This is a genomic window from Stenotrophomonas sp. TWI273, from assembly GCF_039674765.1.
In the GTDB taxonomy this organism is placed as follows: Bacteria; Pseudomonadota; Gammaproteobacteria; order Xanthomonadales; family Xanthomonadaceae; genus Stenotrophomonas.
In genome coordinates, this window is sequence record NZ_JBDJOA010000004.1 from 214,314 (window position 1) to 239,188 (window position 24,875).

Genomic DNA, 24,875 nt, shown 5'->3' on the forward strand with positions numbered 1-24,875 from the left:
GCGGCAAACACGCTGACTTCCGGCGCTTAACACCCGTTTACCGCTTCGGGTACCATCAGGCCCCTTTTAAGCTGGAACACGGCATGAATTCTGCGCCTACCTCCCGTGACCGTTGGATCTGGCTTGCGTCGGCCGCCTTGATGGCCGCCACGCTGGGCACGGAGATGGTGGTGCCGCTGGGCTACGCGGTCTGGTTGACCTACTTCATGGCGGTCGGCATCACGCTGTTCCAGCGCCGGATGGAAGTACCTCTGCTGGTGGCGATCGGGTCCTGCATCCTGCTTGCGGTGGGCTACAACGTGGCGCCGTCCAGCAGCAACTCGGCGTTCTCCTTCGTCAACCGCAGCATCGGCGGCGTTGCTTTCCTGATGATGGCGCTGACCGTGATGAAGGCCATCGGTGCGCGCCGTGAAGCGGCCGATGCGCTGTGGCTGCAGGCCGGCGAAAACGTGGTGGGTACCAGCCTGCAGGGTGATCCCACCCCGCGTGAACTGGCCGATGCGGCCATGCGCGCGCTGTGCGCGCAGCTCAATGCGGATGTGGGGGCCATGTATCGCCTGCAGGGCGAGCGGCTGGTGCTGGTCGGTGGTGCGGCGCTGCCTTCGCAGCTGCCGGAGACGCTGCCCGCCCATACCGGGCAGTGGGGCGAGATCATCCGGGAGGGCCGCGCGCGTCGGCTGGAAGACAGCGACAGCCCGCTGGATATCGATACCCCCCTGGGCCGCACTACCGTGCACCAGCGCCTGCTCGGGCCGATCACCGCCGATGGCGTGGTGATCGGCGTGATCGAGCTGGGCCGGGCCGGCGTCTCGCCTGCGCGTGGCCTGGAGATGGCGCTGCTGCTGCAGTGCGCCGAGCCGATCGGCATCGCGCTGCGCGCGGCGCTGCTCAATGCGCAGCTGGTGGAACTGCTGGAGGAAACCCAGCGCCAGAGCGAAGAGCTGCAGACGCAGCAGGAAGAGCTGCGCGTGGCCAACGAGGAACTGGAAGAGCAGAGCCGCAGCCTGCTGCATTCCCAGGCCAACCTGGAGCAGCAGCAGGCCGAGCTGGAACAGACCAATGTGCAGCTCGAAGAGCGCACCCACGAGCTGGAGTCGCGCCAGCAGGCGCTGCTGCTGGCCCAGGCGCAGCTGGTCCAGAACAGCGCCGAACTGGAGGCCAGTTCGCGCTACAAATCCGAATTCCTGGCCAACATGTCCCACGAGCTGCGCACGCCGCTCAACAGCTCGCTGATCCTGGCCAAGCTGCTGGCCGACAACAAGGACGGCACGCTGACCGCCGAACAGGTCAAGTACGCCCAGGCGATCCATTCCTCCAACAACGACCTGCTGGCGCTGATCAACGACATTCTGGACCTGTCGCGGATCGAGGCTGGCCATGTCGAGCTGGTCGAAGAAAACCTCGCGGTTTCCAGCGTCCTGCAGCGCCTGAAGGAAACCTTCGAGCCGATGGCGGTGCAGAAGGGGTTGAGCCTGGAGATCAGCGCCGCGCCGGACGCGCCGGCCCAACTGCTGGCCGACAGCCAGCGCCTGCAGCAGATCCTGAAGAATCTGCTGGCCAATGCGGTCAAGTTCACCGAACACGGCGGCGTGTCGTTGAAGGTGCGCAGTGCCGGGGCAGGACGGATCCAGTTCGCCGTGTCCGATACCGGCATCGGCATTCCCGAAGAACAGACCGCGGTCATCTTTGAAGCTTTCCGCCAGGCCGATGGCAGCACCCGCCGCCGTTACGGTGGCACCGGGCTGGGGCTGTCGATCTCGCGCGATCTGGCGGCACGCATGGGCGGCAGCATCACCGTCTCCAGCGAGCCGGGCCGGGGCAGCTGCTTCACGCTGGAGCTGCCGCTGCTGGCCGGTGGTGGTACCGGCAGCCCTCACAACGTCGTGCACGACGTACGTCCCGCCGCCGTGGCAGCACCGGCCGTGCCTGCCGCTGCTTCGCTGGGCCGTGCCCACGCCGAATCCACCCCTGCACCCGCGCCCGCGGCCAGGGTGATGGATGACCGGGGCCGCCGCAGCCGCGCGGGCCGGATGATCCTGGTGGTGGAGGACGATACGGCGTTCGCCAGCGCGCTGGTCTCGATGGCGCACGAACTGGACTTTGATTGCGTGGTCGCCGGCACTGCCGAGGAAGCGCTGAGTCTGGCTGCCGAGTTGCGCCCCAATGGCATCCTGCTCGATATCGGCCTGCCCGATGTCTCCGGGCTGAGCGTGCTGGAGCGCCTCAAGCGCGACCCGGCCACGCGTCACATCCCGGTGCACGTGGTGTCCGGGCTGGAGCGTTCGCAGGTGGCGATGGAGCTGGGCGCGATCGGCTATGTGATCAAGCCGGCCACGCGCGAGCGCCTGCTCGGCGCGATCCAGCAGCTGGAGGCCACCAGCCAGCGCGACATGCGCCGCCTGCTGATCGTCGAGGACGACAGCGAGCTGCGCTCCAATCTGCAGTTGCTGCTCGGCCGCGACCAGCTCGAGATCACTGGGGTAGGCACCATCACCGAGGCGATGGCCGAACTGGCCGGCTCCACCTTCGATTGCATGGTCACCGACCTGGCGCTGCCCGACGGCACCGGCTATGACCTGCTCGAGCGCATGGCCGGCAATGATGCCGTCGCGTTCCCGCCGGTGATCGTCTATACCGGCCGCGCGCTGACCCGCGATGAAGAGCAGCGCCTGCGCCGCTATTCCAAGAGCATCATCATCAAGGGCGCGCGTTCGCCCGAGCGCCTGCTCGATGAGGTGACCCTGTTCCTGCACAGTGTCGAGGCCTCCCTGCCGACCGACCAGCAGCGCCTGCTGCGCGAGGCCCGCCGCCGCGATGCAGTGCTCGATGGTCGCACCGTGCTACTGGCCGAGGACGATGTGCGCAACATCTTCGCGCTGTCCAGCGTGCTCGAGCCGCTGGGCGTGACCCTGGATATCGCCCGCAACGGCCGCGAGGCGCTGGAGAAGCTGCGCCCCGAGATCGACCTGGTGCTGATGGACATCATGATGCCGGAGATGGACGGGCTGACCGCCATGCGCGAGATCCGTGCCGACAACCGCTGGCGCGACCTGCCGATCATCGCGCTGACCGCCAAGGCGATGCCGGACGACCGCGAGCACTGCCTGCAGGCCGGTGCCAATGACTACATCGCCAAGCCGATCGACGTGGACAAGCTGGTCTCGCTGTGCCGGGTGTGGTGCTCGCGCCGATGAATGAAACGGAACTGTTCGACCTGGAGTTGAAGCTGTTGCTGGAGGCGGTCTACCAGCGCTACCACTACGACTTCCGTGACTATGCGCTGGCATCGCTGCGGCGGCGCATGCGGCATGCCATGGCGCGCTTCGACTGCCCGACCATGGGGGCGCTGCAGCACCGGCTGCTGCACGAACCGGAGACCTTCGCCCAGGCGATGCAGTACTTCACCGTGCAGGTCTCGGAGATGTTCCGCGACCCGCCGTATTTCCGGATGCTGCGTGAGCACGCCGTGCCGGTGCTGCGCACCTATCCGTCGATCAAGCTGTGGATCGCCGGGTGCAGTACCGGCGAAGAGGTATGGTCGCTGGCGATCCTGCTGCATGAGGAAGGCCTGCTCGACCGCGCGATCATCTACGCCACCGACATCAATCCCGAAGCACTGCAGGCGGCCGAATCCGGGGCGTTCGCGCTGGACCGGCTGGCGCAGTTCAGCCGCAACTATCTGGCCGCCGGCGGCACCGGGTCGCTCTCGGATTACTACAGCAGCGGCTACGGCAGCGTGGTGTTTGATCGCCGCCTGAAGCGCAACATCGTGTTCGCCGACCACAGCCTGGCCACCGATACCGTGTTCTCCGAAGTCCACCTGGTGTCCTGCCGCAACGTGCTGATCTATTTCCAGCGGCCCCTGCAGGACCGCGCCATCGGCCTGTTCCACGAGGCGCTGGTCCATCGCGGCTTCCTGGGGCTGGGCAGCAAGGAATCGCTGCAGTTCGGCGCGCACGCCGATCTGTTCGAAGCCTGCGCGCGCGACCAGCGCCTGTATCGGAAGCTGGCCTGATGAGCGGCGCGTCGCAACGCAGCCGGTTCGATCTGGTGGTCATCGGCGCGTCGGCCGGGGGGGTCAGTGCGCTGCAGGCGCTGCTGTCATCGCTGCCGACGACACTGGCGCTGCCCGTGCTGGTGGTGCTGCATCTGCCACGTGATCGACCGAGCCGCATTGCCGGCCTGCTCGACGCCGGCTGCCCGCTGCCGGTGCGCGAGGCCGAGGACAAGCAGCCCCTGCAGCCGGGCACCGTCACCTTCGCGCCGCCGGATTACCATCTGCTGGTCGAGGACCGTGCCACGCTGGCGCTGTCGGTGGACCCGCCGGTGCTGTTCTCGCGTCCTGCCATCGATCCGCTGTTTGAAAGCGCCGCTGATGTGTTCGGCGATGGCGTGCTGGCGATCCTGCTGACCGGCGCCAGCGCCGATGGCAGTGATGGCGTCGCCGCTGTCCGCCAGGCCGGCGGCGAAGCCTGGATCCAATGCCCTGAGGAGGCGTATTCCTCGATGATGCCCGCATCCGCCCTGGCGCACGCCGGTGCCGATGCGGTGCTCCCGCTCACCTCCATCTGCACGCGTATGAAAGGTCTTACCCGATGAACCTGATCGAACCCGCCGGGTCGACTGCCACCACCGATTGCGTGAAGCTGCTGATTGTCGATGACATTCCGCAGAACCTGGTCGCGATGGAGGCGCTGCTGCGCCGCCCCGGCCTGGAGATCCTGTGCGCGTTGTCCGGTGCCGAAGCGCTCGAGCTGCTGCTGGAGCATGAAGTCGCGCTCGCGCTGCTGGATGTGCACATGCCGGAAATCGACGGGTTTTCGTTGGCCGAGCTGATGCGTGGCTCGCAGCGCAGCCGCGATGTACCCATCATCTTCCTGACCGCCTCACCGAACGACCCCGTGCGGGCCTTCAAGGGCTACGAATCCGGCGCCGTGGATTTCCTGCACAAGCCGATCGAGCCGCAGGTGATCATGAGCAAGGTCAATGTGTTCATCGAGCTTTACCAGCAGAAGCAGCTGCTGAAGACGCGCAACGAGGCGCTGGAGCATGCGCTCAAGCTCAATGAGACGATGATGGCTGTGTTGACGCACGATCTGCGCACGCCGCTGGCGTCGATCCTGCTGTGCGCCGATAAGCTGTCGCTGGATCTGCCCGACGATGGCGCGGTGCAGCGCACGCTTGGCCACCTTGAGAACAGTGCGCAGCGGATGGCGCGAATGGTGGATCAGCTGCTGGATTTCTCGAAGATCCGCACCGGTGGCCTGCGCCTGCACAGCACCGAATGCGATCTGGCGGACGTGGCCGCCTCGGTGGTGGCCGAGATCGGGCGTGCGCATCCGCAGGCGACGATCGAGCTGCAGGTCCAGGGCGATGCCCACCTGCAGGGCGATCCGGATCGCCTGGCGCAGCTGCTGTCCAACCTGATCGGCAACGCCGTGCTGCACGGTGGCGATGCGCCGGTGGTGGTGCGTCTGGAAGGCGAGCGCAGCGCGCCGCTGCGGTTGCAGGTGCGCAATGCCGGGCAGATTCCCGAGGCGTTGCTGCCGCGGTTGTTCGAACCGTTCAAGGCCAGTTTCCACGATAGCCGCGGGCTGGGGCTGGGCCTGTTCATCGCCAGCGAGTTCGCGCGTGCGCATGGCGGCACGCTGGTGGCGCAGAATCACGATGGCACGGTGCTGTTTGAGACTACGCTTCAGCGTCGACCACGCTGATGCCGATAGAACCATCCCGGCATTGTGCCGGGATGGTCGTGGTGCTTACAGCGGCTCGCAGCACAGATACAGGCCATGGCCGCCGTAGGTGCAGCCGGGCTGATCTTCGCAGCCTGCCAGGGGCTTGGGCTGGCTTGAGGTCGCCAGCGCCTGGCTCGATGCGAAGGCCAGTGCGCAGATCATCGTGACGGCGCTCAGGGACGACAACAACAGCTTCTTCGACTTCATGGTCTATCTTTCCCTTTGTGGATGATGTTGACGGTCGAACGTGCTCGCACGGAAGAGGGCGTTACACCGGCTGGCAGCACCGGATTTCGCTATGCCCGCCATAGGTGCAGCCTGGCTTGTAGGGACAGCCCTCCAGCTGTTTGGGTTGGCTGGAGGTTGCCACCGCCTGGCTCGAAGCAAACGCCAGGGCACAGACAACAGCGATACCGCCAAAGACCGAGACGAGTTTCTTGGACTTCATGGTGTTTCTCCTGTTGTGGATCATGCGGATGCAGCGGGTGGTGCGCGATGCGGTTTACCGGGCAGGCGGATCCGTCAGCGGGGAGGGGAAGGAAAACCGACGAACTGTCGATCCGCCCCATAAGCCGGCGCGGACAGACCTTGGGTACGCCGCCGGGGAGCGGCGTCAGGGGGAATCAGCCTGCCGGAGCGGGCACCGCACTGCGCGCAGCGTTCACCACGAAGGCGCCGGTGATGGCATTGACCGCGCTGTCCTTGAGTTGGCCGACGTGGCGATAGATCACTTTGCCGTCCTGGATCACCACCACCATCGGCACCATGGTTGCGGTGTAGCGTTGCCGGATCCGGTCATCGGTATCGTTCACCACCGGAAACGCGAAGCCATGCTGGCGTGCATAGTCCGCAGCGGTTTCATGCGGCGGCAGGCTGACGCCGATCATCTCGAAGGCACGGTGGCCGTTGTTCCGTCCGGCGGCGTCCAGCGCCTGGATCTGCGGCACGGAGGCCAGGCAGAACTTGCAGGCAGGAGAGAAGAAATACAGGACCTGGCGGCCGCTGGCCGGGCCGGCGAGGGTGACCGCCTGGCCGTCCAGTGCCGTGGTGCCGAGTGCTTCAGGCTGGGCGCCTTCCGGAAGGCCGTGAGCGGCCTTGGAGATCTGTTCGACCTTGCTCACCAGCAGCGCCTGCTGCTGGCGGAGCTGCCGGTTCTGCACGGCCAGCGCGGTCATCAGCGCGGCCAACACGATGATCAGAGCGAGGCTGCCGTACTTCCGTAGCGCGGATGCGTCCATGCTGCTCCTTGGCCTTCGGCCGGGTCCATGGCTGAGTAGGTGGGGTATATATCCGGCACCAAAAATCATTTGTCAAACGAAAGATCCTGTGAATGAGACGTCGGTTTGATTCTGGTCTCTATCTGTTGCCAGCCGGGGCGCTCCGACCACGCGAGGCCCGCCCGGATCAGTCGCAAACCCCCGTGAGGTAAACTGTCCGGGTGCCGCAGCCCTTCGCCACCGGCCTATTGCTGGAGCCACCATGCCGTCCCCGACCCGTAAAGCCACCTCGCCCCTGATCGACGCCCAGGTGCATGTCGAGGGCTTTGTGCAGGTGCGTGAAGCGCGCCGGTCCGAGCTGGTCGAGGATTACGTGGAGCTGATCGCGGACCTGATCGCCGATGGCCGCGAAGCCCGCCAGGTGGATATCGCCACCCGGCTCGGGGTTGCACAGCCCACGGTGGCCAAGGCGCTCAAGCGGCTGGTCAAGGAGGGTTGGGCGATCCAGCGGCCGTATCGCGGCGTGTTCCTGACCCCGGCCGGCGAGCAGCTGGCGGTGGAGATGCGCGCCCGCCACCAGATGGTGGAGCAGTTCCTGCTGGCGCTGGGCGTGGACGCCGATTCGGCGCGCCGCGACGCGGAAGGGATCGAGCACCACGTCAGCGAGGCCACCCTGGCCGCATTCGAGGCCTTCGTGCGCAAGGCCAACGGTCATGGTTGAGCGCCTCGCCCCGCCACCACCACTGGGCGTGCCGGTGCACGACCAGGATGAGCATTGGATGCGCCACGCGCTGGGCCTGGCGGAGCGTGCCGAGCGTGAATTCAATGAGATTCCGGTCGGCGCGGTGCTGGTCGGTGCCGATGGCAGCGTGCTCGGCGAAGGCTGGAACCTCAACATCGCCGACCATGATCCCAGCGCGCATGCCGAGATCGTGGCGATGCGGCAGGCGGGCAGGGCGATCACCAACCACCGGCTGATCGGCAGCACGCTGTACGTGACGCTGGAGCCGTGTGCGATGTGTGCCATGGCCATCGTGCACGCACGCGTGGCGCGGCTGGTGTATGCGGCCACAGACCCCAAGACCGGTGCCTGCGGCAGCGTGTTCGACCTGATCGGCGACGCGCGCCACAACCACCGCGTGGAGATCCACGGTGGCGTGCTCGCCAAGGACGCCAGCACCCGGCTGACCAACTACTTCCGCGCCAAGCGCGGCAAGCCGCCACTGCTGCTGGAATAAGGTCCCCGCAGCGACAGGGTCGTGACGGGTTGGCGGTATCATGGGCGCCTTATCCATTCCCGGTCGCGGCGCAAGCGGTGGCCCAGCACAAGGCGAACACATGGCGGACAACGGCGCAGAAGGCGAGCGACTGATCTGGATCGATCTGGAAATGACCGGTCTGGACACCGACAACGATGCGATCATCGAGATCGCCACCGTGGTGACCGATGCGCAGTTGAAGGTGCTGGCCGAAGGCCCGGAATTCGCGATCCATCATCCGGTCGAGCGGCTGGAAGCGATGGACGAGTGGAACCGCAACCAGCATCGTCGTTCCGGCCTGTGGCAGCGCGTGGTCGAGAGCACCATCACGCCCGGGCAGGCCGAAGCGCAGACGATCGCCTTCCTGCAGCAGTGGATCAAGGCGGGCGCCTCGCCGATGTGCGGCAACTCGATCTGCCAGGACCGTCGCTTCCTGCACCGTGAAATGCCGCGTCTGGAAAAGTACTTCCATTACCGGAATCTGGACGTTTCCACGATCAAGGAACTGGCCAGGCGCTGGGCCCCGGGCGTGGCCGCCGGCGTCGGCAAGACCGCCAGCCATACCGCGCTGAGCGACGTGCATGATTCCATCGAAGAGCTGCGCCATTACCGTCAATTCATGGGCGCGCTGTCGGGCCTGCCGGCCTGACCCGAACGCCGGGCGTCGCCCGGCAACGCGGCCTGTGCGCAGGCGTTCAGCCACCGGCAGGCGAGGCAACGAGCGGTATACATCGGCGGCGCTATGATCGCGGCCATGAACGCCATGACCTCGCCACAACCGCCGCCGTTGGAGTCCTCGATCCTGCCCACCTCGCAGGACTGGCGCGACCTGCAGCGTGCGGTGGACCTGCTGGAATCGCCCACGCTGACCGCCAAGATGGCCAATCTGATCGGTTCGCCGCTGGAGTTCGCGGTCAAACGCCTGCCCGATTCGGTGTCCCGCCGCATCCATGGCGCGGTCGAAGCGGCGCTGTTCAAATCGGCCCAGGCGGCGTTGTGGACGATGGACAACACGCCGGGCAAAGCGGCGTCCACCCGCTGGCACAAGCTGGCCGCGGCCACCTCCGGTGCGGTCGGCGGCGCGTTCGGTTTCACCACGCTGTTCATCGAGCTGCCGGTGTCCACGACGATCATGATGCGCTCGGTGGCTGACGTGGCCCGCAGCGAAGGCTTCGACCTGCGCGAGATGAGCACCCGGCATGCCTGCCTGGAAGTGTTTGCGCTGGGCGGCAACTCCGGCAAGGACGATGCCAGCGAGACCGGCTACTACATCACGCGTGGCTTCACTGCCGAGGTGATGCGTCACCTGTCGGCCGAGTTGGCCGGCCGCGCGGTCGGCGGCAGCCCGGTGATGATCGGGCTGACCCCGAAGGAAGCCGGCAAGTGGCTGGCCAAGCTCGTGGAGAAGGTCGCCGCGCGTTTCGGTGTGGTGGTCACCGAGAAGTTCGCCGCGCAGGCGGTGCCGATTGTCGGGGCGGTGGCCGGCGCGACGCTCAACACCATGTTCACCGACTACTACCAGGACGTGGCGCGCGGCCATTTCATCGTGCGCCGCCTGGAGCGGACCTACGGGTACGAGACCGTGCGGGCGGCCTACTCGATGCTGGCGGCCGAGCGTACCTGATCGATCGTTGCATCGGCGGCACAACTGTTTTGCCGTCGCAGGTCTGTTGAGCGGGCAGCCCTGTCCCCATCCTTGTCGGCATCCCCGCTGCGGCGGCGCTCCCGATCAAGGATTTCCCATGCTGTTCTCCCCCTATACCCGCGGCACCCTGACGCTGCCCAACCGTATCGTGATGCCGCCGATGACCCGCTCACGGGCCGGCGAGGGCAATGTCGCGACACCGTTGATGGCCGAGTACTACGCCCAGCGGGCCTCGGCCGGCCTGATCGTCAGCGAAGGCACCCAGATCAGCCAGCAGGGCCAGGGCTACGCCTGGACGCCGGGCATCCACGACGAGGCCCAGATTGCCGGCTGGCGCGGCGTCACCGATGCTGTGCACGCTGCCGGTGGCCGCATCGTCGCCCAGCTCTGGCACGTCGGTCGCGTCTCGCATGTGGCCCTGCAGCCGGGTGGCGCCGCCCCGGTGTCCTCGTCGGCGCTGCTGGCCGAGGGCGTCAAGGTGTTCGTCGATCCCGAGGGCCGTGGCCCATTGAGCGGCGTCGGTGAGATGGTGCAGCACTCGATGCCGCGGGCACTGGCCATCGACGAGATCGCCGGGATCGTGGGCGACTACGCGGCGGCCGCGCGCAACGCGATCGCGGCAGGATTCGATGGTATTGAGCTGCACGGTGCGAATGGCTATCTGATCAACCAGTTCATCGATTCCCAGGCCAACCAGCGCACCGATGCCTACGGTGGCTCGCTGCAGAACCGCCTGCGCTTCCTGCGCGAGGTGGCCGAAGCGGTGGCCGAGGAAATCGGTGCCGAGCGCGTCGGCGTGCGTCTGGCGCCGCTGACCACGCTGCAGGGCGCGGTGGACGACACGCCGCAGGCGACCTACCTGGCCGCCGCGCACCTGCTCGATCAGATCGGCGTGGGCTATCTGCATATCGCCGAAGCCGACTGGGAAGATGCCCCGGTGATGCCGGCCGCCTTCAAGGAAGCGCTGCGCATGATCTACCGTGGCACGCTGATCTACGCGGGCAAGTACACCGTGGAGCGCGCTGAGGAGGCGCTGGCGAAGGGCTGGGCCGACCTGATCGCCTTCGGCCGGCCGTTCATCGCCAACCCGGACCTGCCGGATCGGCTGCAGCAGGGCCTGCCGTTGAACCCGTCGGACAAAGCGACGTTCTTCGGGGGCGGGGCGGAAGGGTTCACCGACTACGCGGTGGCCGAGACCGCCGAGGCCTGAACGCGCACCGCGTAGAGCCGACCGTTGGTCGGCTGCTCTCCTCTCCGACGCCATGCATACGTGATCCGCCGCGCAATGCGCGGCAGCCGACCAACGGTCGGCTCTACCAGCCGACTAACAGTCGGCTCTACCGATGCGTAGGCCCCGATCCATGGTGGGTAGAGCTGACCGTTGGTCAGCTGCTCTCCCATCCGACGCCATGCATATGTGATCTGCCGTGCGATGCGCGGCAGCCGACCAACGGTCGGCTCTACCAGCCGACTAACAGTCGGCTCTACCGGTGCGTAGGCCCCCGATCCATGGTGGGTAGAGCTGACCGTTGGTCAGCTGCTCTCGCATCCGACGCCACGCATACGTGATCTGCCGCGCGATGCGCGGCAGCCGACCAACGGTCGGCTCTACCAGCCGACTAACAGTCGGCTCTACCGGTGCTTCGGCCCCCGATCCATGGTGGGTAGAGCTGACCGTTGGTCAGCTGCTCTCGCATCCGACGCCATGCATACGTGATCTGCCGCGCGATGCGCGGCAGCCGACCAACGGTCGGCTCTACCAGCCGACTAACAGTCGGCTCTACCCGGGCGGATGGTCTTCGGTGGGCCATCTGCACCACGAGAAGGGATACTCACCGATCGCTTCCGCCAGGCCGGCACGGACCGGGTTGGCGAGGATGTAGGTGGCTTGGCGTCGCAGGTCTTCGTCCTTGCGCAGTGCGTGGTCGTAATAGCCGGGTTGCCAGACAGGCCCGCTGCGGCCCAACTGCCGATTGATGAGCAGGCTGCTGCGTGATTTGAAGCGCTGCATGCATGTGCCCAGTGCGCCCTGCCGGAGCTGCATCAACCAGTGGACGTGATCTGGCATGACCACCCACGCAAGGTTGCAGACCCGATGCTCGTCTTCCATGGCATGCAGCACCTGCATGACGGGCCCGGCCAGGTCGGGCTGGTGGAAGTGGGGTACACGCGCATGCGTGATGGTCGTCAGCGCGTACACGATGCCGATGCACGAGTGGCGACCGTAATGAAGGCGTGGGCTGGGCATGCCTGCAGGGTGCCCGTCGGTGTGCAGGGCAGCCATCAGGCGATGTGCCGTTGGGGTGTGGGGGATGGGCGGGTACAGCCGACCGACGGCGCAGCCGACCAACGGTGCAGCCGACCAACGGCGCAGCCGACCGACGGCGCAGCCGACCAACGGTGCAGTCGACCAACGGCGCAGCCGACCAACGGCGCAGCCGACCAACGGCGCAGCCGACCAACGGTCGGCTCTACCGATGCCGCACAAAACAACACCCCGCTTGCGCGGGGTGTTGATTTTCATCGCGTTGCCGAGGGGATCAACCCTTGGCTTTGAGCTTGGCCAGACGCAGCCAGGTATCCACCACGGTGTCCGGATTCAGCGACACCGACTCGATCCCTTCCTGCATCAGCCATTCGGCCAGGTCCGGGTGATCGGACGGACCCTGCCCGCAGATGCCCACGTACTTGCCCTTGGCGCGTGCCGACTTGATTGCCATCGACAGCAGCTTCTTCACCGCCGGGTTCCGCTCGTCGAACAGGTGCGCGACGATCGACGAATCGCGGTCCAGGCCCAGGGTCAGCTGGGTCAGGTCGTTGGAGCCGATCGAGAAGCCGTCGAAGATCTCCAGGAACTCATCGGCGAGCAGTGCGTTGGACGGCACTTCGCACATCATGATGATCTTCAGGCCGTTCTCGCCCTGCTTGAGGCCGTTCTGTTCCAGCACCTCGACGACCTTGCGGCCTTCTTCCAGGGTGCGCACGAACGGGATCATGACCCACAGGTTGTCCAGGCCCATCTCGTTGCGCACGCGCAGCACCGCCTGGCATTCCAGGGCGAAGGCGGCCGAGAAGCTCGGATCGACGTAACGGCTGGCGCCGCGGAAGCCGATCATCGGGTTCTCTTCGTGCGGCTCGTAGTTGGTACCGCCGATCAGGTTGGCGTACTCGTTGGACTTGAAGTCCGACAGGCGCACGATCACCGGGTTCGGGGCGACCGACGCGGTCAGGGTGGCAATGCCTTCGGCCAGACGACCGACGTAGAAGCTGACCGGATCGGCGTAACCGGCGATCTTCTCGTCGATCTTCTTCTTGGTCGCCGCGTCCTGGCGGTCGTACTCCAGCAACGCGTTCGGGTGGATGCCGATGTGGCTGGCGATGATCATTTCCAGACGGGCCAGGCCGATGCCGGCGTTCGGCAGCTGGCCGAAATCGAAGGCACGTTCCGGGTTGGCCACGTTCATCATGATCTTCAGCGGCGCCGGCGGCATGTTGCCCAGGTCCGTGGTGGTGCGCTCGAACTCCAGGATCCCGTCGTAGATGAAGCCGGTGTCACCCTCGGCGCAGCTGACGGTGACCTGCTGGCCATCCTGGATCAGCTGGGTCGCGTTGCCCGAGCCGACCACGGCCGGCACGCCCAGCTCACGCGCGATGATCGCCGCGTGGCAGGTACGGCCGCCACGGTTGGTCACGATGGCCGAGGCACGCTTCATCACCGGCTCCCAATCGGGATCGGTCATGTCGGCGATCAGCACGTCGCCGGGCTGCACGCGGGCCATGTCGTCCAGGGTACGCACCACGCGGGCGGTACCGGCACCGATCTTGGCACCCACGGCGCGGCCTTCGGCCAGCACCTTGCCGTCCTTCTGGTTCAGCGCGAAGCGTTCGATCTGGGTGGCATGGCCACGCGACTTCACGGTCTCCGGGCGCGCCTGCACGATGAACAGCTTGCCGCTGACGCCGTCCTTGGCCCACTCGATGTCCATCGGGCGGCCGTAATGCTTTTCGATCACCAGCGCCTGCTTGGACAGTTCCTGCACGTCTTCATCGCTGATCGAGAAGGTGTTGCGCAGCTCGGCCGGGGTGTCTTCGATGCGCACGCGCTCACCGGGGACATCCGAATACACCATGCGGATCGCCTTGCTGCCGAGCGAGCGGCGCAGGATCGCCGGCTTGCCGGCGCTCAGGGTGGGCTTGTAGACGTAGAACTCGTCCGGGTTGACCGCACCCTGCACGACCATTTCGCCCAGGCCGAACGAGGAGGTGACGAATACCACGTCGCGGAAGCCGGACTCGGTGTCCAGGGTGAACAGCACGCCGGAGGAGCCCACGCCCGAGCGCACCATCAGCTGCACGCCGGCGGACAGGAACACGTCCTCGTGCTTGAAGCCGTGGTGGACGCGGTAGGCGATCGCGCGGTCGTTGTAGAGCGAGGCGAACACTTCCTTGACCTTGAGCACGACATCGTCGGCGCCGGTCACGTTGAGGAAGGTCTCCTGCTGGCCGGCGAAGGAGGCATCGGGCAGATCCTCGGCAGTCGCCGAGGAGCGCACCGCGACTGCCACGTCGCCGCCGCCGTTTTCGCTGCACAGTTTGGCGTAGGCGGTGCGGATGTCCTGGTCCAGCGCCGGATGCAGCGGGGCATCGATCACCCAGCCGCGGATTTCCTTGCCGGCCACGGTCAGGGCACCGACATCTTCCACGTCCAGCGTGGCCAGCTTGTCGAAGATGCGCTTGGACAGGTCGTTGTGGGCGATGAAGTCCTTGAAGGCTTCAGAGGTGGTTGCGTAACCGCCGGGGACAGACACCCCCAGACCGGCAAGATTGCCGATCATTTCGCCAAGCGACGAATTCTTGCCGCCTACGCGGGCCAGATCGGCCAGGCGCAGTTCGTGCAACCACAGGATGTTCTCGTTCAAGCGCGATGCTCCGTTTGGCCATCGCCCGAGGCGGGCTGGATGGCCACGTCCGTAGGAAGAAGCCGATATGATGCCGGGCAGACCGCTGTCGGCACAAGCTTGTATCGACGGCCTTTTTAAGCTTCGGAGGGGGTAAAAGCCGTATGTCGACGATCCGTCCGGTGTTCTACGTGTCCGATGGAACCGGTATCACCGCTGAAACCATTGGGCATAGCCTCCTGACCCAGTTCTCCGGGTTCAGCTTCATCACCGACCGAATGTCGTTCATCGATGATCCGGAAAAAGCGCGGGAAGCCTGTGAAAGGATCCGTGCAGCGGGGGAGCGGTACCAGGTTCGGCCGATCGTGGTCAGTTCCTGCGTGGACAGCGGACTGAGCATCATCCTGGCCGAAAGCGGCGGGTTGATGCTGGACGTGTTCGCCCCCTTCATCGAGCCCCTGGAGCGCGAACTGGCGGTCAACCGCCACTCCCGGGTGGGCCAGGCGCACGGCATGGTGGACTTCGAGACCTACCACCGGCGCATCAACGCGATGAACTTCGCGCTGACCCACGATGACGGCATTGCCATCAACTACGACGACGCCGACGTGATCCTGGTGGCGGTGTCGCGGGCCGGCAAGACCCCCACCTGCATCTATCTGGCCCTGCATTACGGGGTCCGCGCGGCCAATTACCCGCTCACCGATGAAGACCTGGAGCAGGACCGCCTGCCGCCGCGCCTGCGCCCGTACCGCAAGAAGCTGTTTGGGCTGACCATCGACCCGGACCGCCTGCAGCAGATCCGCCAGGAGCGCCGCCCGAACTCGCGCTACGCCAATCTGGAGACCTGCCGCCGCGAGGTCGCCGCCGCCGAGACGATGTTCCGGATGGAGCGGATCCCGACGTTGAGCACCACCCACACCTCGATCGAGGAGATCTCCAGCAAGGTGCTGGGCACGCTGGGGCTGCAGCGCGAGATGTATTGACCGGTGTGAACCGGTGGTGGGCCGCCCCTTTGGCCGGGCGGCTGCCGCCCCCACGTTGGGAGATCAACGTGTAGGATCGACCCATGGCCCAGGCATCGCCCCGTATCGAACGCATTCCCCGGCTCAGCCGCCTGAGCTGGCTGATGGGCCTGTACGCCGAGAACTACCAGCACCTGGTGCGCCTGTTCGCACCGGCCGAGCTCGTCCCTGGCAGCTACGTCTCATCGATCGGTGATGGGCTGGATGTGCGCCTGGACGTGATCGAATGCCACCGCTATACGGTCGAGCTGCGCCTGACCTACGACTTCGCCGATCCGGTCACCGGGCAGCCGGATCCTTCGGCCTATGTGCGCCTGTACCGTGACGCCCGCCAGGCCGAGACGACGCATTGCTACGTCGGTCGCCGCTGGCAGGACGTGATGGGCATGTACCCGCCGCCGGCCCAGCTGATCAGCCACCGCATGCGGATGAACACCTTCCTCGGCAAATGGCTGGAATACCTGGCCGAGCGCGGCCACGGCGTGGCCACGCTGCGCCGCGATGGCGCGGTGGCGGCACCGGCCGACGCGCGCCGCACCAGCGTGGTGCCCTGAGCCGGCCCCGGACGGATCGCGCATAATCGGGGGTCTGTGTTCCCGAGCCTGTGCGAAATGCCCTATACCCCCATCGTGGCCACCCTGGGCTACGTGCTGTCCGCCGACGGCAAGCAAGTGCTGATGATCCACCGCAACGCCCGGCCCGGTGACCTGCACCTGGGCAAGTACAACGGCCTGGGCGGCAAGATGGAGCGCGATGAAGACGCCGCTGCCTGCATGCGCCGCGAGATCCGCGAAGAGGCCGGCATCGAGTGCGGCACCATGCGACTGCGCGGCACGATCAGCTGGCCGGGCTTCGGCAAGAACGGCGAGGACTGGTTCGGCTTCGTGTTCGTCATCGATGACTTTACCGGCACGCCGCTGACCTCCAATCCGGAGGGCACGCTGGAGTGGGTGGACGTGGACAAGATCGACGGCCTTCCGCTATGGGAAGGCGACCGCAGCTTCCTGCCACTGGTCTTCGACGATGAGCCGCGCGCCTTTCATGGCGTGATGCCGTACCGCGATGGCGCCATGCAGTCCTGGAGTTACACCCGGCTGTAGTGCCGGCCAGCGCCGGTATTACCGGCGGGCCAGCAACAGGTGGAAGTGCTTGGTCACCTCGCGCCCATCGTTGCTGCGCCCGGTTTCGTGGTGGGCGCGCCAGCCTTGTACGGTCAACCCAGCGCTGCGCAGGGCCTGCTCGACCTCGGCCAGCTCATGCAGGCGGAACCCATGTGCTGTGAACGGCAGCGTGCGCATGAAAGCGGCATCGCCGAAGGCCAGGCAGAGCCGGCCGCCGGGGCGCAGCACGCGCGCCAACTCGGCGAACGGGAATTTCAGTTCGTCCCAGAAGTACAGCGTGTTCACTGCCAGCGCCGCATCGATGCAGGCCGACTCCAGGGGCAGGGCATGGGCATCGCCCAGGTGGACCTCGGCACGATCCAGCAGCCCATGCGTGGCCAGCACCGCAGTGCCGGCCGCGACCATCGCCGCTGAAACGTCAATGCCCACATAGCGGCTGTCCGGTGTACGCAGCAGATCGGGTGCGAAGGCTGCATTGCCCGGGCCGATCTCCAGGACCTGTTCACCGGGGGTGACTGACAGCAGGGCGATGGCGGCCCGGTTGAGGTCGCCGTTGCTGCGGTTCATCGATTCGGCCACGACGAGCGCGTGCTCACCGTGCGGGTGGCGCAACTGGGCGGCCAGATGGTCGGGGGAAAGCACGCGCAAGACTCCTGTCGGTGGGCGGCAGGACCTGGCGGCGGCGGAGTCCATCCACCAGCTTAGCCCACTGATGGCACCGATGGGCGCACGTGTGAAGGGATCGCGCCGCGGCAATGAGGATCGGTGATCAGGAAATCACCATCGTCGCCTCTGTTGAGACGGAGTTGTCCACAGGGGGTGTGGATGACTCGTGGGCAAGTTTGTGGATAAGCCGCGTCGGCCCCCGCCGGTGCTCGCTGTCAAGATGGGTGGCCAAAAATTCACCGCAGGTCGTGCCGGCGTGAACCGCGCGGCAAGGCTGGAGTACGGTGGCGTAGGGAACGCTGTCCCGGCGCGGGCCGCTCGCGGTACTCTCTTGCGATTGCCGCCACCTGATCCTTCATGAAACGTCACTTCTCGATGTTGCGCGAGTTCCACCTGGCCGACTGGTTCACCTTGGCCAACGCGTTCTGTGGCACCGGCGCGGTCTTTGCCGCCATGCGCTATCTGCAGGATGGCGAACGCAGCTATCTGCTGTTCGGCATGGCCCTGATCCCCTTGGCCTTCATTTTCGACGCGCTGGACGGGCGCATCGCACGCTGGCGCAAATCCAGCTCCACGCTGGGCCGTGAGCTGGATTCGCTGTCGGACATCATTTCCTTCGGTGTCGCCCCGGCCGCACTGGCCTACGCCTGCGGCATGCAGGGCGGCTGGGACTGGCTGGTGCTGAGCTACTTCGTCTGCTGCGGCGTCAGCCGCCTGGCCCGCTACAACGTGACCGCCGAAGCACTGGCCGGCGAGGGCGACAAGGTGCCGTACTTCGAAGGCACCCCGATCCCGACCAGCCTGGCGCTGGTGGTGGTGCTGGCCGTGGCGGCGAGCGTCGGGGCCACCGGCGCGGACCTGTGGCTGGGCCAGTGGCAGCTGGGCCCGTGGCAGTTGCACCCGCTGGTGCTGCTGTTCGCGCTGTCCGGCTCGCTGATGATCAGCAAGACCCTGCGCATCCCCAAGCCGTGAGGCAGGGCAGCGCGGCATTGCTATCATCGTTTCCCGAGACGGGAGGACGGTCATGACCACGGCGGGCAGCGGCAGCGGCGCAGGCGATGTAGAAGCCCTGGCGCGGCAGTATTTCAGTGCCTGGGGCGATGCCCTGCGGCACGCTGCGGCACCGCCCGGCCACACCGCCGGCCCCGAGGGGCAGGGCAACTGGCAGCAGGCGATCGACTGGTGGGCGCAGATGATGCCCAACGCGGCCAGCCGCCCGGCCGACGAGGCCGTGCACCGTTTCCGTGAACAGGCCGGTGGGTGGTACGGCACGATGCAGCAGGTGGCCGCGCAGTTTGCCGGCCGCGACACCACCAGCGCCGAGGTGGCGCAGGCGTGGCGCACGGCGGTGCTGGGGCAGGGTGACGGGCTGCTGCAGTGGATGCTGCAGGGCGCACGCGGACATACCCACACCGAGGGCCCGGACCTGCTGCAGCTGTTGGAAACCCTGCAGCGTCAGCTCGGACCATGGCTGCAGAGCCCGGCGTTTGGTCCCGGCCGTGAGCACCAGGCCCGCTGGCAGGCGCTGCTGCGGGCCCAGCAGGACTACCAGGCGCACTCGCGCGATTACGTGGATCAGATCAAGCAGGCGCTGGACGATGCGTTCACCCTGTTCGAGCAGCGCCTGGCCGAGCACGAGCAGCCGGGCAACCAGCTGACCAGCGCGCGGGCGATGTTCGATCTGTGGATCGATGCGGCCGAGGAGGCCTATGCGAAGGTTGCGCTGTCAGAGCCGTTCCAGGCGGTGTACGCCTCGCTGGGCAATGCCCAGATGCGGCTGCGCGCGGCCACCCAGCAGGAGATCGAACGGCTGACCGAGAGTTTTGGGCTGCCGACGCGCACCGAAATGGATGCAGCGCATCGCCGGATCGCCGAGCTGGAGCGGCTGGTGCGCCGCATGGCCGCTGGCGCAGCCGCGGGTGCGGCACCTGCCAGCACGGCCAAGGTGCGCAAGGCTGCAGTGAAGCCAGCCGCCGCGAGCAAGCGCACAACCCGCGCTTCCAGGCCAGCCAACCCCACCAAGGCCACCGCCAACCCCAACAAGGCCACCGCCAACCCCAACAAGGCCACCAAGGCCGCCAAGGCCGCCAAGGCCACCAAGGCCGCCAAGGCCACCAAGGCCGCCGGAAAACCCACCAAGCCAAGGAAACGCAGCGCATGAAGGGCCCCCTGGGCTTCAATGCCGAAGACCTCCTGCAGGAGACCCTGGCCATGCAGCGCAAGCTGATGGATGGCCTGAAGCTCCTGCCTGCGGTGGACGATGTCGATTACGGCGTGACCACCCGCGAGGAAGTCTGGCGCGACGGCAAGGTCACGCTGTACCGCTTTGTCGGCACCGAGCCGCCGGTGCACGCCACGCCGCTGCTGATCGTCTACGCGCTGGTCAACCGGCCGTACATGGTCGACCTGCAGACCGACCGCTCACTGGTCCAGAAGCTGCTGGCCCTGGGCCACGATGTGTATGTGCTGGACTGGGGCTACCCGGACCGCTCCGAGCGCTACCAGACGCTGGAGGATTACCTGCTGCGCTTCGTGGATGGCGCGGTGGATCACCTGCAGGCGCACAACGGCGGCGAGCCGATCAACATGCTCGGCATCTGCCAGGGCGGCGTGTTCGCGCTGTGCTATGCCGCGCTGCGCCAGGCCAAGCTGGCCAACCTGATCACGATGGTCACCCCGGTCGATTTCCACACGCCGGACAACATGCTCTCGCACTGGGCGCGCCAGGTGGACGTGGACCTGCTGGTGGACACGCTGGGCAACATCCCGGCCGATCTGATGAATGCCAGCTACCTGATGCTCAAGCCGTTCCGCCTCAACGTGCAGAAGTACGTGGGGCTGCTCGACATCCTGGACGACAAGGACGCGCTGGAAGATTTCCTGCGCATGGAGAAGTGGATCTTCGACTCGCCCGATCTCGCCGGCGAAGCGTTCCGTGACTTCATCAAGCAGTTCTACCAGGGCAATGGCCTGATGCACGACGGCGTGCGCATCGGCGACGCAACCGTCGACCTCCGGCAGGTGACGTTGCCGGTGTTGAACATCTATGCCGAGCAGGACCATCTGGTCCCGCCGGATGCGTCACGCGCGCTGCGCGGCCGGATCGGCAGCGCGGATTACACCGAGAGCAGTTTCCGCGGGGGCCATATCGGTATCTATGTCTCCGGGCGGGCCCAGCGCGAAGTGCCCGCGACCATCACCGGTTGGTTGAACGAGCGTTCGCAATGAAGCGTCCTCGCTTTCTCTGGCTGGCTGTGGGTCTGTTGGGCATTGGTGCCGCCCACGCCGCACCCGGTGAAACCGCCCGCCGCGAGATCGCCGGCCTGATCGGCGCGCTGGACGGCTCCCCTTGCCGGTTCCAGCGCAATGGCAGCTGGCACGATGCGCCCGAGGCGCGGGCCCATCTGCAGCGCAAGTACGACTACCTGCTCAAGAAGGACAAGGTCGACACGGCCGAGCAGTTCATCGAACGCGCCGCCAGCCAGAGCAGCCTGAGCGGCAAGCCCTACCGGATCGCCTGTCCGGGCCAGCCGGAACAGACCGCCGCGGTGTGGTTCGGCGCGCGGCTGAAGGCCCTGCGCCAACGCACCCCGTAGACACGGTTCGCGCTAGAGTCGGCGCATTCCGGAACGAGACCCCGTGCATGAACACACCGCCGCGCCCGCTGTCCCGTTCGCTCAACGACCGCATGATCGCCGGCGTCATGGGCGGTATCGCGCATCGCTACGGTTGGAACGTCACCCTGGTACGGGTGCTGTTCGTGCTGATCTCGATCGGCTCGGCGGCCTTCCCCGGCATCCTGGTCTACCTGATCCTGTGGCTGTTGATCCCCAACGAGGCCGATTGAGCCTGTCACCGGTGCTGCTGCGCGCGCTGCAGGGGCTTGGCGCACTGTGGACCTCACCCAACACCCTGATCGGCCTGGCCGCCGGCACCGCCGGGATGCTGGCCGGTGCGCGTCCGTCATGGAACGGGCGCGACTGCGCGATCGTGTTCCGTGAATTTCCGTGGGGCCCGGGCGGAGCGATCACGCTGGGCAACGTCATCCTGCACACGGGACCGGTGCTGGACGTGCCGTGCCGCACGTATGCGCACCAGGCCGGTTACGCCACCGAGCCGGTGATCGGGCTGCACGACCACGAGCGTGCGCACGTCTACCAGTATCTGGTGCTGGGGCCGCTCTACCTGCCGGTGTACCTGCTGTGCGGTGGGGTCAGTGCACGCAACCCGTTCGAGCGCGCGGCCGATGTGTATGCACTGCAGGGGCGGGGCTGGTGGCCATCACGTCGTGATGCGCAGTGAGGTTATCTCCGCGTTAAATCCATGTAAGAAAAACGTCGACAACGCGACGTCATCTGCATGCAAAAAAACGTTATTAGCCTGCATGACGAACCAGTCAGGTTTACCGGGGTAAGCTTGCAGCGCTGTATGAGCAACCGTTTTTCTGGAGGAACACATCACATGGCAATCGTTCTTTATGTCGGTGGTAGCAAGGATGGCGACAAGGGCCTAGTGCCCCATGGTTTCAGCAAGTCCCAGGCCGATACCGAGCTGGGTCCGGAGATCTACACCGAGCGTTTCATGGAACTGCAGGGTGTAGGCAAGGTGCGGGTGATGGCGTTGGAGTCGATGCAGGACGACATCGTCCACCAACGCGCGGCCGTGCATTACCGGTAAGCCAGCGATCCCGCGGAGGTGCCCGGTTGTCGCTGGCGCCCGCGCCGGCATCCCAGCCCCACGCAGGATGCCGGCGTGAACGGCAGGCCCCCTCGTGTGGTCATCGCCACGGGGCGACAGGTTCGGCCCGGCCTGTCAACGGCTTTCCCCCGCCGCCGCGCATCGCCAGAATGGGTTCTTTCCGCAAAGCGGCTCCGGCCGGAAGCAATGCCTGACATCAAGCTCGCACAGCAGATCGCCCAGACCATCGCCGATGAGATCGGTGCCCAGACCGCCCAGGCGCTCGCCGCCATCGCCCTGTTGGACGAAGGCGCCAGCGTTCCATTCATCGCCCGCTACCGCAAGGAAGTCACCGGCGGGCTGGACGACACCCAGCTGCGTAACCTCGAAACGCGCCTGACCTACCTGCGCGAGCTGGAAGACCGCCGCGCCGCGGTGCTGTCCAGCATCGACGAACAGGGCAAGCTCAGCGACGAGTTGCGCAACGAGATCCTCGGTGCGGACACCAAGTCGCGCCTGGAAGATCTGTACCTGCCGTACAAGCCCAAGCGCCGCACCCGCGCGCAGATCGCGCGCGAAGCCGGGCTGGAGCCGCTGGCCGATGGCCTGCTGGCCGATCCAAACCTGGACCCGCAGGTGTTCGGTGCCACCTTCGTCGATGCAGACAACGGCGTGGCCGACACCAAGGCCGCGCTGGAAGGTGCCCGCGCGATCCTGATGGAGCGTTGGGGCGAAGACGCCGCGCTGGTCGGCGAGCTGCGCACCTGGCTGGGCGAAAACGGCGTGATCCGCGCACGTGTCGCCGAGGGCAAGGAAGAGCAGGGCGCCAAGTACCGCGATTACTTCGAACACGCCGAGTCGCTGGCGAAGATTCCGTCCCACCGCTTGCTGGCACTGTTCCGCGCACGCCGCGAGGAAATCCTGTTCCTGGAACTGGACCCGGGCAACGATGCCGAGGCCGGCAATCTGTACGCCGAAGGCCGTGTCGCGCACAACGCGGGCATCCGCGACGCCGGCCGCCCCGGCGACCGCTGGCTGCTCGACGCCTGCCGCCTGACCTGGCGCGCCAAGCTGCACATGCACCTGCTGCTGGACCTGTTCAACCAGGCCCGCGAGAAGGCCGAAGCCGAGGCGATCGCGGTGTTCGGCGACAACCTCAAGGACCTGCTGCTGGCCGCCCCGGCCGGCCCCAAGAGCGTGCTCGGGCTGGACCCGGGCATCCGCACCGGCTGCAAGATCGCCGTGGTCGATGCCACCGGCAAGCTGGTGGCCACCGACACCATTTACCCGCACGAACCGCGCCGGCAGTGGGACCAGTCACTGCAGACGATCAAGCAGCTGTGCATGAAGCACAACGTGGAGCTGATCGCGATCGGCAACGGCACGGCCAGCCGCGAAACCGACAAGCTGGCCGGCGAGGTGATCAAGGCGTTGGGCGAGACCAGCCTGCAGAAGATCGTGGTCAGCGAGGCCGGTGCGTCGGTGTATTCGGCGTCCGAATTTGCCGCCAAGGAATTCCCGGACCTGGACGTGTCGATCCGCGGCGCGGTCTCCATTGCCCGTCGCCTGCAGGATCCGCTGGCCGAGCTGGTCAAGATCGAACCCAAGGCGATCGGCGTGGGCCAGTACCAGCACGACGTGGACCAGTACCGCCTGGCGCGTGCGCTGGATGCGCGCGTGGAGGACTGCGTCAACGCGGTCGGCGTGCACGTCAACACCGCCTCGGCGGCGCTGCTCTCGCGCGTGTCCGGGTTGTCGGCCACGGTGGCCGAAAACATCGTGCGCCACCGCGACGACAACGGTCCGTTCAAGCGCCGCAAGGACCTGCTCAAGGTGCCGCGCCTGGGCGACAAGACCTTTGAACAGTGCGCCGGCTTCCTGCGCATCGCCGATGGCGACCAGCCGCTGGACGCGTCCTCGGTGCACCCGGAAGCCTACCCGGTGGTGGAGCGCATCGTGGCCGCCACGGCACGCCCGATCAAGGCGCTGATCGGCGATGGCAGTTTCCTTCGTGGGCTCAAGGCCGAACAGTTCACCGACGCCACCTTCGGCGTGCCGACCGTGCGCGACATCCTGAAGGAACTGGAAAAGCCCGGCCGCGACCCGCGCCCGGAGTTCAAGGCGGCGCGTTTCGCCGAGGGCGTGGAAGAGCTCAAGCACCTGCAGCCGGGCATGATCCTGGAGGGCGTGGTCAGCAACGTGGCCGCGTTCGGTGCCTTCGTGGACATCGGTGTGCACCAGGACGGCCTGATCCACATCTCGGCGCTGTCGGACACCTACGTCAAAGACCCGCGTGATGTGGTCAAGGCCGGTGACATCGTCAAGGTGAAGGTGCTGGAGGTGGACGTGGCGCGCAAGCGCATCGCCCTGACCCGGCGCCTGGACGATACCCCGGCCCCGGCCAAGGCCCCGGGTGAGCGCGATGTGCGCCCGGCCGGTGGCGGCCGCCGTGACGGCGGGGCGGGCAATGGTCCGCGCGGTGGCGGTCGTGGCACCCCGTCCGGCCCGCGTCCGGGCGGCGCCGCACCGCCGGCCAACAATGCGCTGGCCGACGCCTTCGCCCGGGCCAAGCGCGGCGGCTGATCCCGCGGTGGGTGCCTGCCAGGGGCCGCCTTCGGGCGGCTTTTGGCGT

General features: G+C 66.6%; 26 protein-coding genes. 20 read left to right on the top strand and 6 right to left on the bottom strand.

The window, feature by feature from the left end:
• Window positions 1–83 precede the first annotated feature (83 nt).
• The 4 genes from ABE571_RS07410 to ABE571_RS07425 are packed head-to-tail and all read left to right on the top strand — an operon-like array spanning window position 84 to window position 5,714.
• On the top strand, window positions 84–3,194 hold the full coding sequence (locus tag ABE571_RS07410) for a response regulator (RefSeq protein WP_313211132.1): 3,111 nt from the start codon (window positions 84–86) through the stop codon (window positions 3,192–3,194).
• Window positions 3,167–4,015, top strand: coding sequence for a CheR family methyltransferase (locus tag ABE571_RS07415; RefSeq protein WP_346462618.1), 849 nt, complete (start codon window positions 3,167–3,169; stop codon window positions 4,013–4,015). Before ABE571_RS07410 ends, ABE571_RS07415 begins: the two co-directional genes overlap by 28 nt.
• Window positions 4,015–4,599 carry a chemotaxis protein CheB gene (locus ABE571_RS07420; RefSeq protein WP_282257514.1) on the top strand — a complete coding sequence of 195 codons (585 nt, stop codon included), beginning with the start codon at window positions 4,015–4,017 and terminating at the stop codon, window positions 4,597–4,599. Before ABE571_RS07415 ends, ABE571_RS07420 begins: the two co-directional genes overlap by 1 nt.
• Complete coding sequence (locus tag ABE571_RS07425; protein WP_313211133.1) at window positions 4,596–5,714, top strand: hybrid sensor histidine kinase/response regulator; 1,119 nt, start codon at window positions 4,596–4,598, stop codon at window positions 5,712–5,714. Before ABE571_RS07420 ends, ABE571_RS07425 begins: the two co-directional genes overlap by 4 nt.
• Before the next feature lie 45 nt (window positions 5,715–5,759).
• Here the strand turns inward: ABE571_RS07425 and ABE571_RS07430 are convergent, their stop codons facing one another.
• From ABE571_RS07430 to ABE571_RS07440, 3 genes are all read right to left on the bottom strand, one after another.
• Window positions 5,760–5,942, bottom strand: a complete 183-nt coding sequence (locus ABE571_RS07430; RefSeq protein WP_313218681.1) for a hypothetical protein — start codon at window positions 5,940–5,942, stop codon at window positions 5,760–5,762.
• A 61-nt stretch (window positions 5,943–6,003) separates the two neighbouring features.
• Window positions 6,004–6,183, bottom strand: a complete 180-nt coding sequence (locus ABE571_RS07435) for a hypothetical protein (protein ID WP_313211135.1) — start codon at window positions 6,181–6,183, stop codon at window positions 6,004–6,006.
• Between the two features lie 175 nt (window positions 6,184–6,358).
• Entirely contained in the window at window positions 6,359–6,973 is a 615-nt protein-coding gene (locus ABE571_RS07440; RefSeq protein ID WP_346462617.1) for a TlpA disulfide reductase family protein, read from the bottom strand.
• Between the two features lie 241 nt (window positions 6,974–7,214).
• Between ABE571_RS07440 and mntR the strand changes: the two genes are divergently transcribed.
• The 5 genes from mntR to ABE571_RS07465 all read left to right on the top strand — a co-directional run bounded on the left by mntR (window position 7,215) and on the right by ABE571_RS07465 (window position 11,066).
• Window positions 7,215–7,673: a manganese-binding transcriptional regulator MntR gene (gene mntR, locus ABE571_RS07445; RefSeq protein WP_313211137.1), complete on the top strand. Its 459-nt coding sequence runs from the start codon at window positions 7,215–7,217 to the stop codon at window positions 7,671–7,673.
• Window positions 7,666–8,190, top strand: coding sequence for a tRNA adenosine(34) deaminase TadA (gene tadA, locus ABE571_RS07450; protein ID WP_313218679.1), 525 nt, complete (start codon window positions 7,666–7,668; stop codon window positions 8,188–8,190). The genes mntR and tadA overlap by 8 nt, the downstream gene beginning before the upstream one ends.
• 100 nt (window positions 8,191–8,290) lie before the next feature.
• The gene (orn, locus tag ABE571_RS07455; RefSeq protein ID WP_313211139.1) at window positions 8,291–8,860 is read left to right on the top strand and encodes an oligoribonuclease; all 570 of its coding nucleotides are present in this window, start codon (window positions 8,291–8,293) and stop codon (window positions 8,858–8,860) included.
• 114 nt (window positions 8,861–8,974) lie between these two features.
• Window positions 8,975–9,835 carry an EcsC family protein gene (locus ABE571_RS07460; RefSeq protein WP_345784559.1) on the top strand — a complete coding sequence of 287 codons (861 nt, stop codon included), beginning with the start codon at window positions 8,975–8,977 and terminating at the stop codon, window positions 9,833–9,835.
• 118 nt (window positions 9,836–9,953) lie between these two features.
• Window positions 9,954–11,066, top strand: coding sequence for an alkene reductase (locus ABE571_RS07465; RefSeq protein ID WP_313211141.1), 1,113 nt, complete (start codon window positions 9,954–9,956; stop codon window positions 11,064–11,066).
• Between the two features lie 570 nt (window positions 11,067–11,636).
• Here ABE571_RS07465 and ABE571_RS07470 read toward each other — a convergent pair.
• Window positions 11,637–12,380, bottom strand: a complete 744-nt coding sequence (locus tag ABE571_RS07470; RefSeq protein WP_346493478.1) for a transposase — start codon at window positions 12,378–12,380, stop codon at window positions 11,637–11,639.
• 16 nt (window positions 12,381–12,396) lie between these two features.
• Window positions 12,397–14,775 (bottom strand): phosphoenolpyruvate synthase, encoded by a 2,379-nt coding sequence (gene ppsA, locus ABE571_RS07475; protein ID WP_346493479.1) that lies wholly within the window; start codon window positions 14,773–14,775, stop codon window positions 12,397–12,399.
• A 143-nt stretch (window positions 14,776–14,918) separates the two neighbouring features.
• On the opposite strand from ppsA, the gene ABE571_RS07480 reads away from it, so the two are divergent.
• The 3 genes from ABE571_RS07480 (at window position 14,919) to ABE571_RS07490 (ending at window position 16,879) form a co-directional block, all read left to right on the top strand.
• Window positions 14,919–15,740, top strand: coding sequence for a pyruvate, water dikinase regulatory protein (locus tag ABE571_RS07480; RefSeq protein ID WP_019184148.1), 822 nt, complete (start codon window positions 14,919–14,921; stop codon window positions 15,738–15,740).
• An 83-nt stretch (window positions 15,741–15,823) separates the two neighbouring features.
• The gene (locus tag ABE571_RS07485) at window positions 15,824–16,333 is read left to right on the top strand and encodes a DUF1249 domain-containing protein (protein ID WP_313211143.1); all 510 of its coding nucleotides are present in this window, start codon (window positions 15,824–15,826) and stop codon (window positions 16,331–16,333) included.
• Window positions 16,334–16,390: 57 nt separating this feature from the next.
• Window positions 16,391–16,879 (top strand): 8-oxo-dGTP diphosphatase, encoded by a 489-nt coding sequence (locus ABE571_RS07490; protein WP_313211144.1) that lies wholly within the window; start codon window positions 16,391–16,393, stop codon window positions 16,877–16,879.
• Window positions 16,880–16,897: 18 nt separating this feature from the next.
• Here ABE571_RS07490 and ABE571_RS07495 read toward each other — a convergent pair whose 3' ends face one another.
• Window positions 16,898–17,548: a methyltransferase domain-containing protein gene (locus ABE571_RS07495; protein ID WP_346493480.1), complete on the bottom strand. Its 651-nt coding sequence runs from the start codon at window positions 17,546–17,548 to the stop codon at window positions 16,898–16,900.
• A 375-nt stretch (window positions 17,549–17,923) separates the two neighbouring features.
• Between ABE571_RS07495 and ABE571_RS07500 the strand changes: the two genes are divergently transcribed.
• The 8 genes from ABE571_RS07500 to ABE571_RS07535 all read left to right on the top strand — a co-directional run bounded on the left by ABE571_RS07500 (window position 17,924) and on the right by ABE571_RS07535 (window position 24,826).
• Window positions 17,924–18,538 carry a CDP-alcohol phosphatidyltransferase family protein gene (locus tag ABE571_RS07500; RefSeq protein ID WP_070474651.1) on the top strand — a complete coding sequence of 205 codons (615 nt, stop codon included), beginning with the start codon at window positions 17,924–17,926 and terminating at the stop codon, window positions 18,536–18,538.
• A gap of 52 nt (window positions 18,539–18,590) precedes the next feature.
• Window positions 18,591–19,727, top strand: coding sequence for a class III poly(R)-hydroxyalkanoic acid synthase subunit PhaE (gene phaE, locus ABE571_RS07505; protein ID WP_346493481.1), 1,137 nt, complete (start codon window positions 18,591–18,593; stop codon window positions 19,725–19,727).
• Window positions 19,724–20,794 carry a class III poly(R)-hydroxyalkanoic acid synthase subunit PhaC gene (gene phaC / locus ABE571_RS07510; protein WP_313211147.1) on the top strand — a complete coding sequence of 357 codons (1,071 nt, stop codon included), beginning with the start codon at window positions 19,724–19,726 and terminating at the stop codon, window positions 20,792–20,794. The genes phaE and phaC overlap by 4 nt, the downstream gene beginning before the upstream one ends.
• Complete coding sequence (locus ABE571_RS07515) at window positions 20,791–21,162, top strand: YfeK family protein (protein WP_346493482.1); 372 nt, start codon at window positions 20,791–20,793, stop codon at window positions 21,160–21,162. The genes phaC and ABE571_RS07515 overlap by 4 nt, the downstream gene beginning before the upstream one ends.
• 47 nt (window positions 21,163–21,209) lie before the next feature.
• Entirely contained in the window at window positions 21,210–21,413 is a 204-nt protein-coding gene (locus tag ABE571_RS07520; protein WP_123729552.1) for a PspC domain-containing protein, read from the top strand.
• Window positions 21,410–21,868 (top strand): hypothetical protein, encoded by a 459-nt coding sequence (locus ABE571_RS07525; RefSeq protein WP_313218668.1) that lies wholly within the window; start codon window positions 21,410–21,412, stop codon window positions 21,866–21,868. Before ABE571_RS07520 ends, ABE571_RS07525 begins: the two co-directional genes overlap by 4 nt.
• 159 nt (window positions 21,869–22,027) lie before the next feature.
• Window positions 22,028–22,243 (top strand): hypothetical protein, encoded by a 216-nt coding sequence (locus tag ABE571_RS07530; RefSeq protein ID WP_313211150.1) that lies wholly within the window; start codon window positions 22,028–22,030, stop codon window positions 22,241–22,243.
• Window positions 22,244–22,450: 207 nt separating this feature from the next.
• On the top strand, window positions 22,451–24,826 hold the full coding sequence (locus tag ABE571_RS07535; protein WP_313211151.1) for a Tex family protein: 2,376 nt from the start codon (window positions 22,451–22,453) through the stop codon (window positions 24,824–24,826).
• Window positions 24,827–24,875 lie beyond the last annotated feature (49 nt).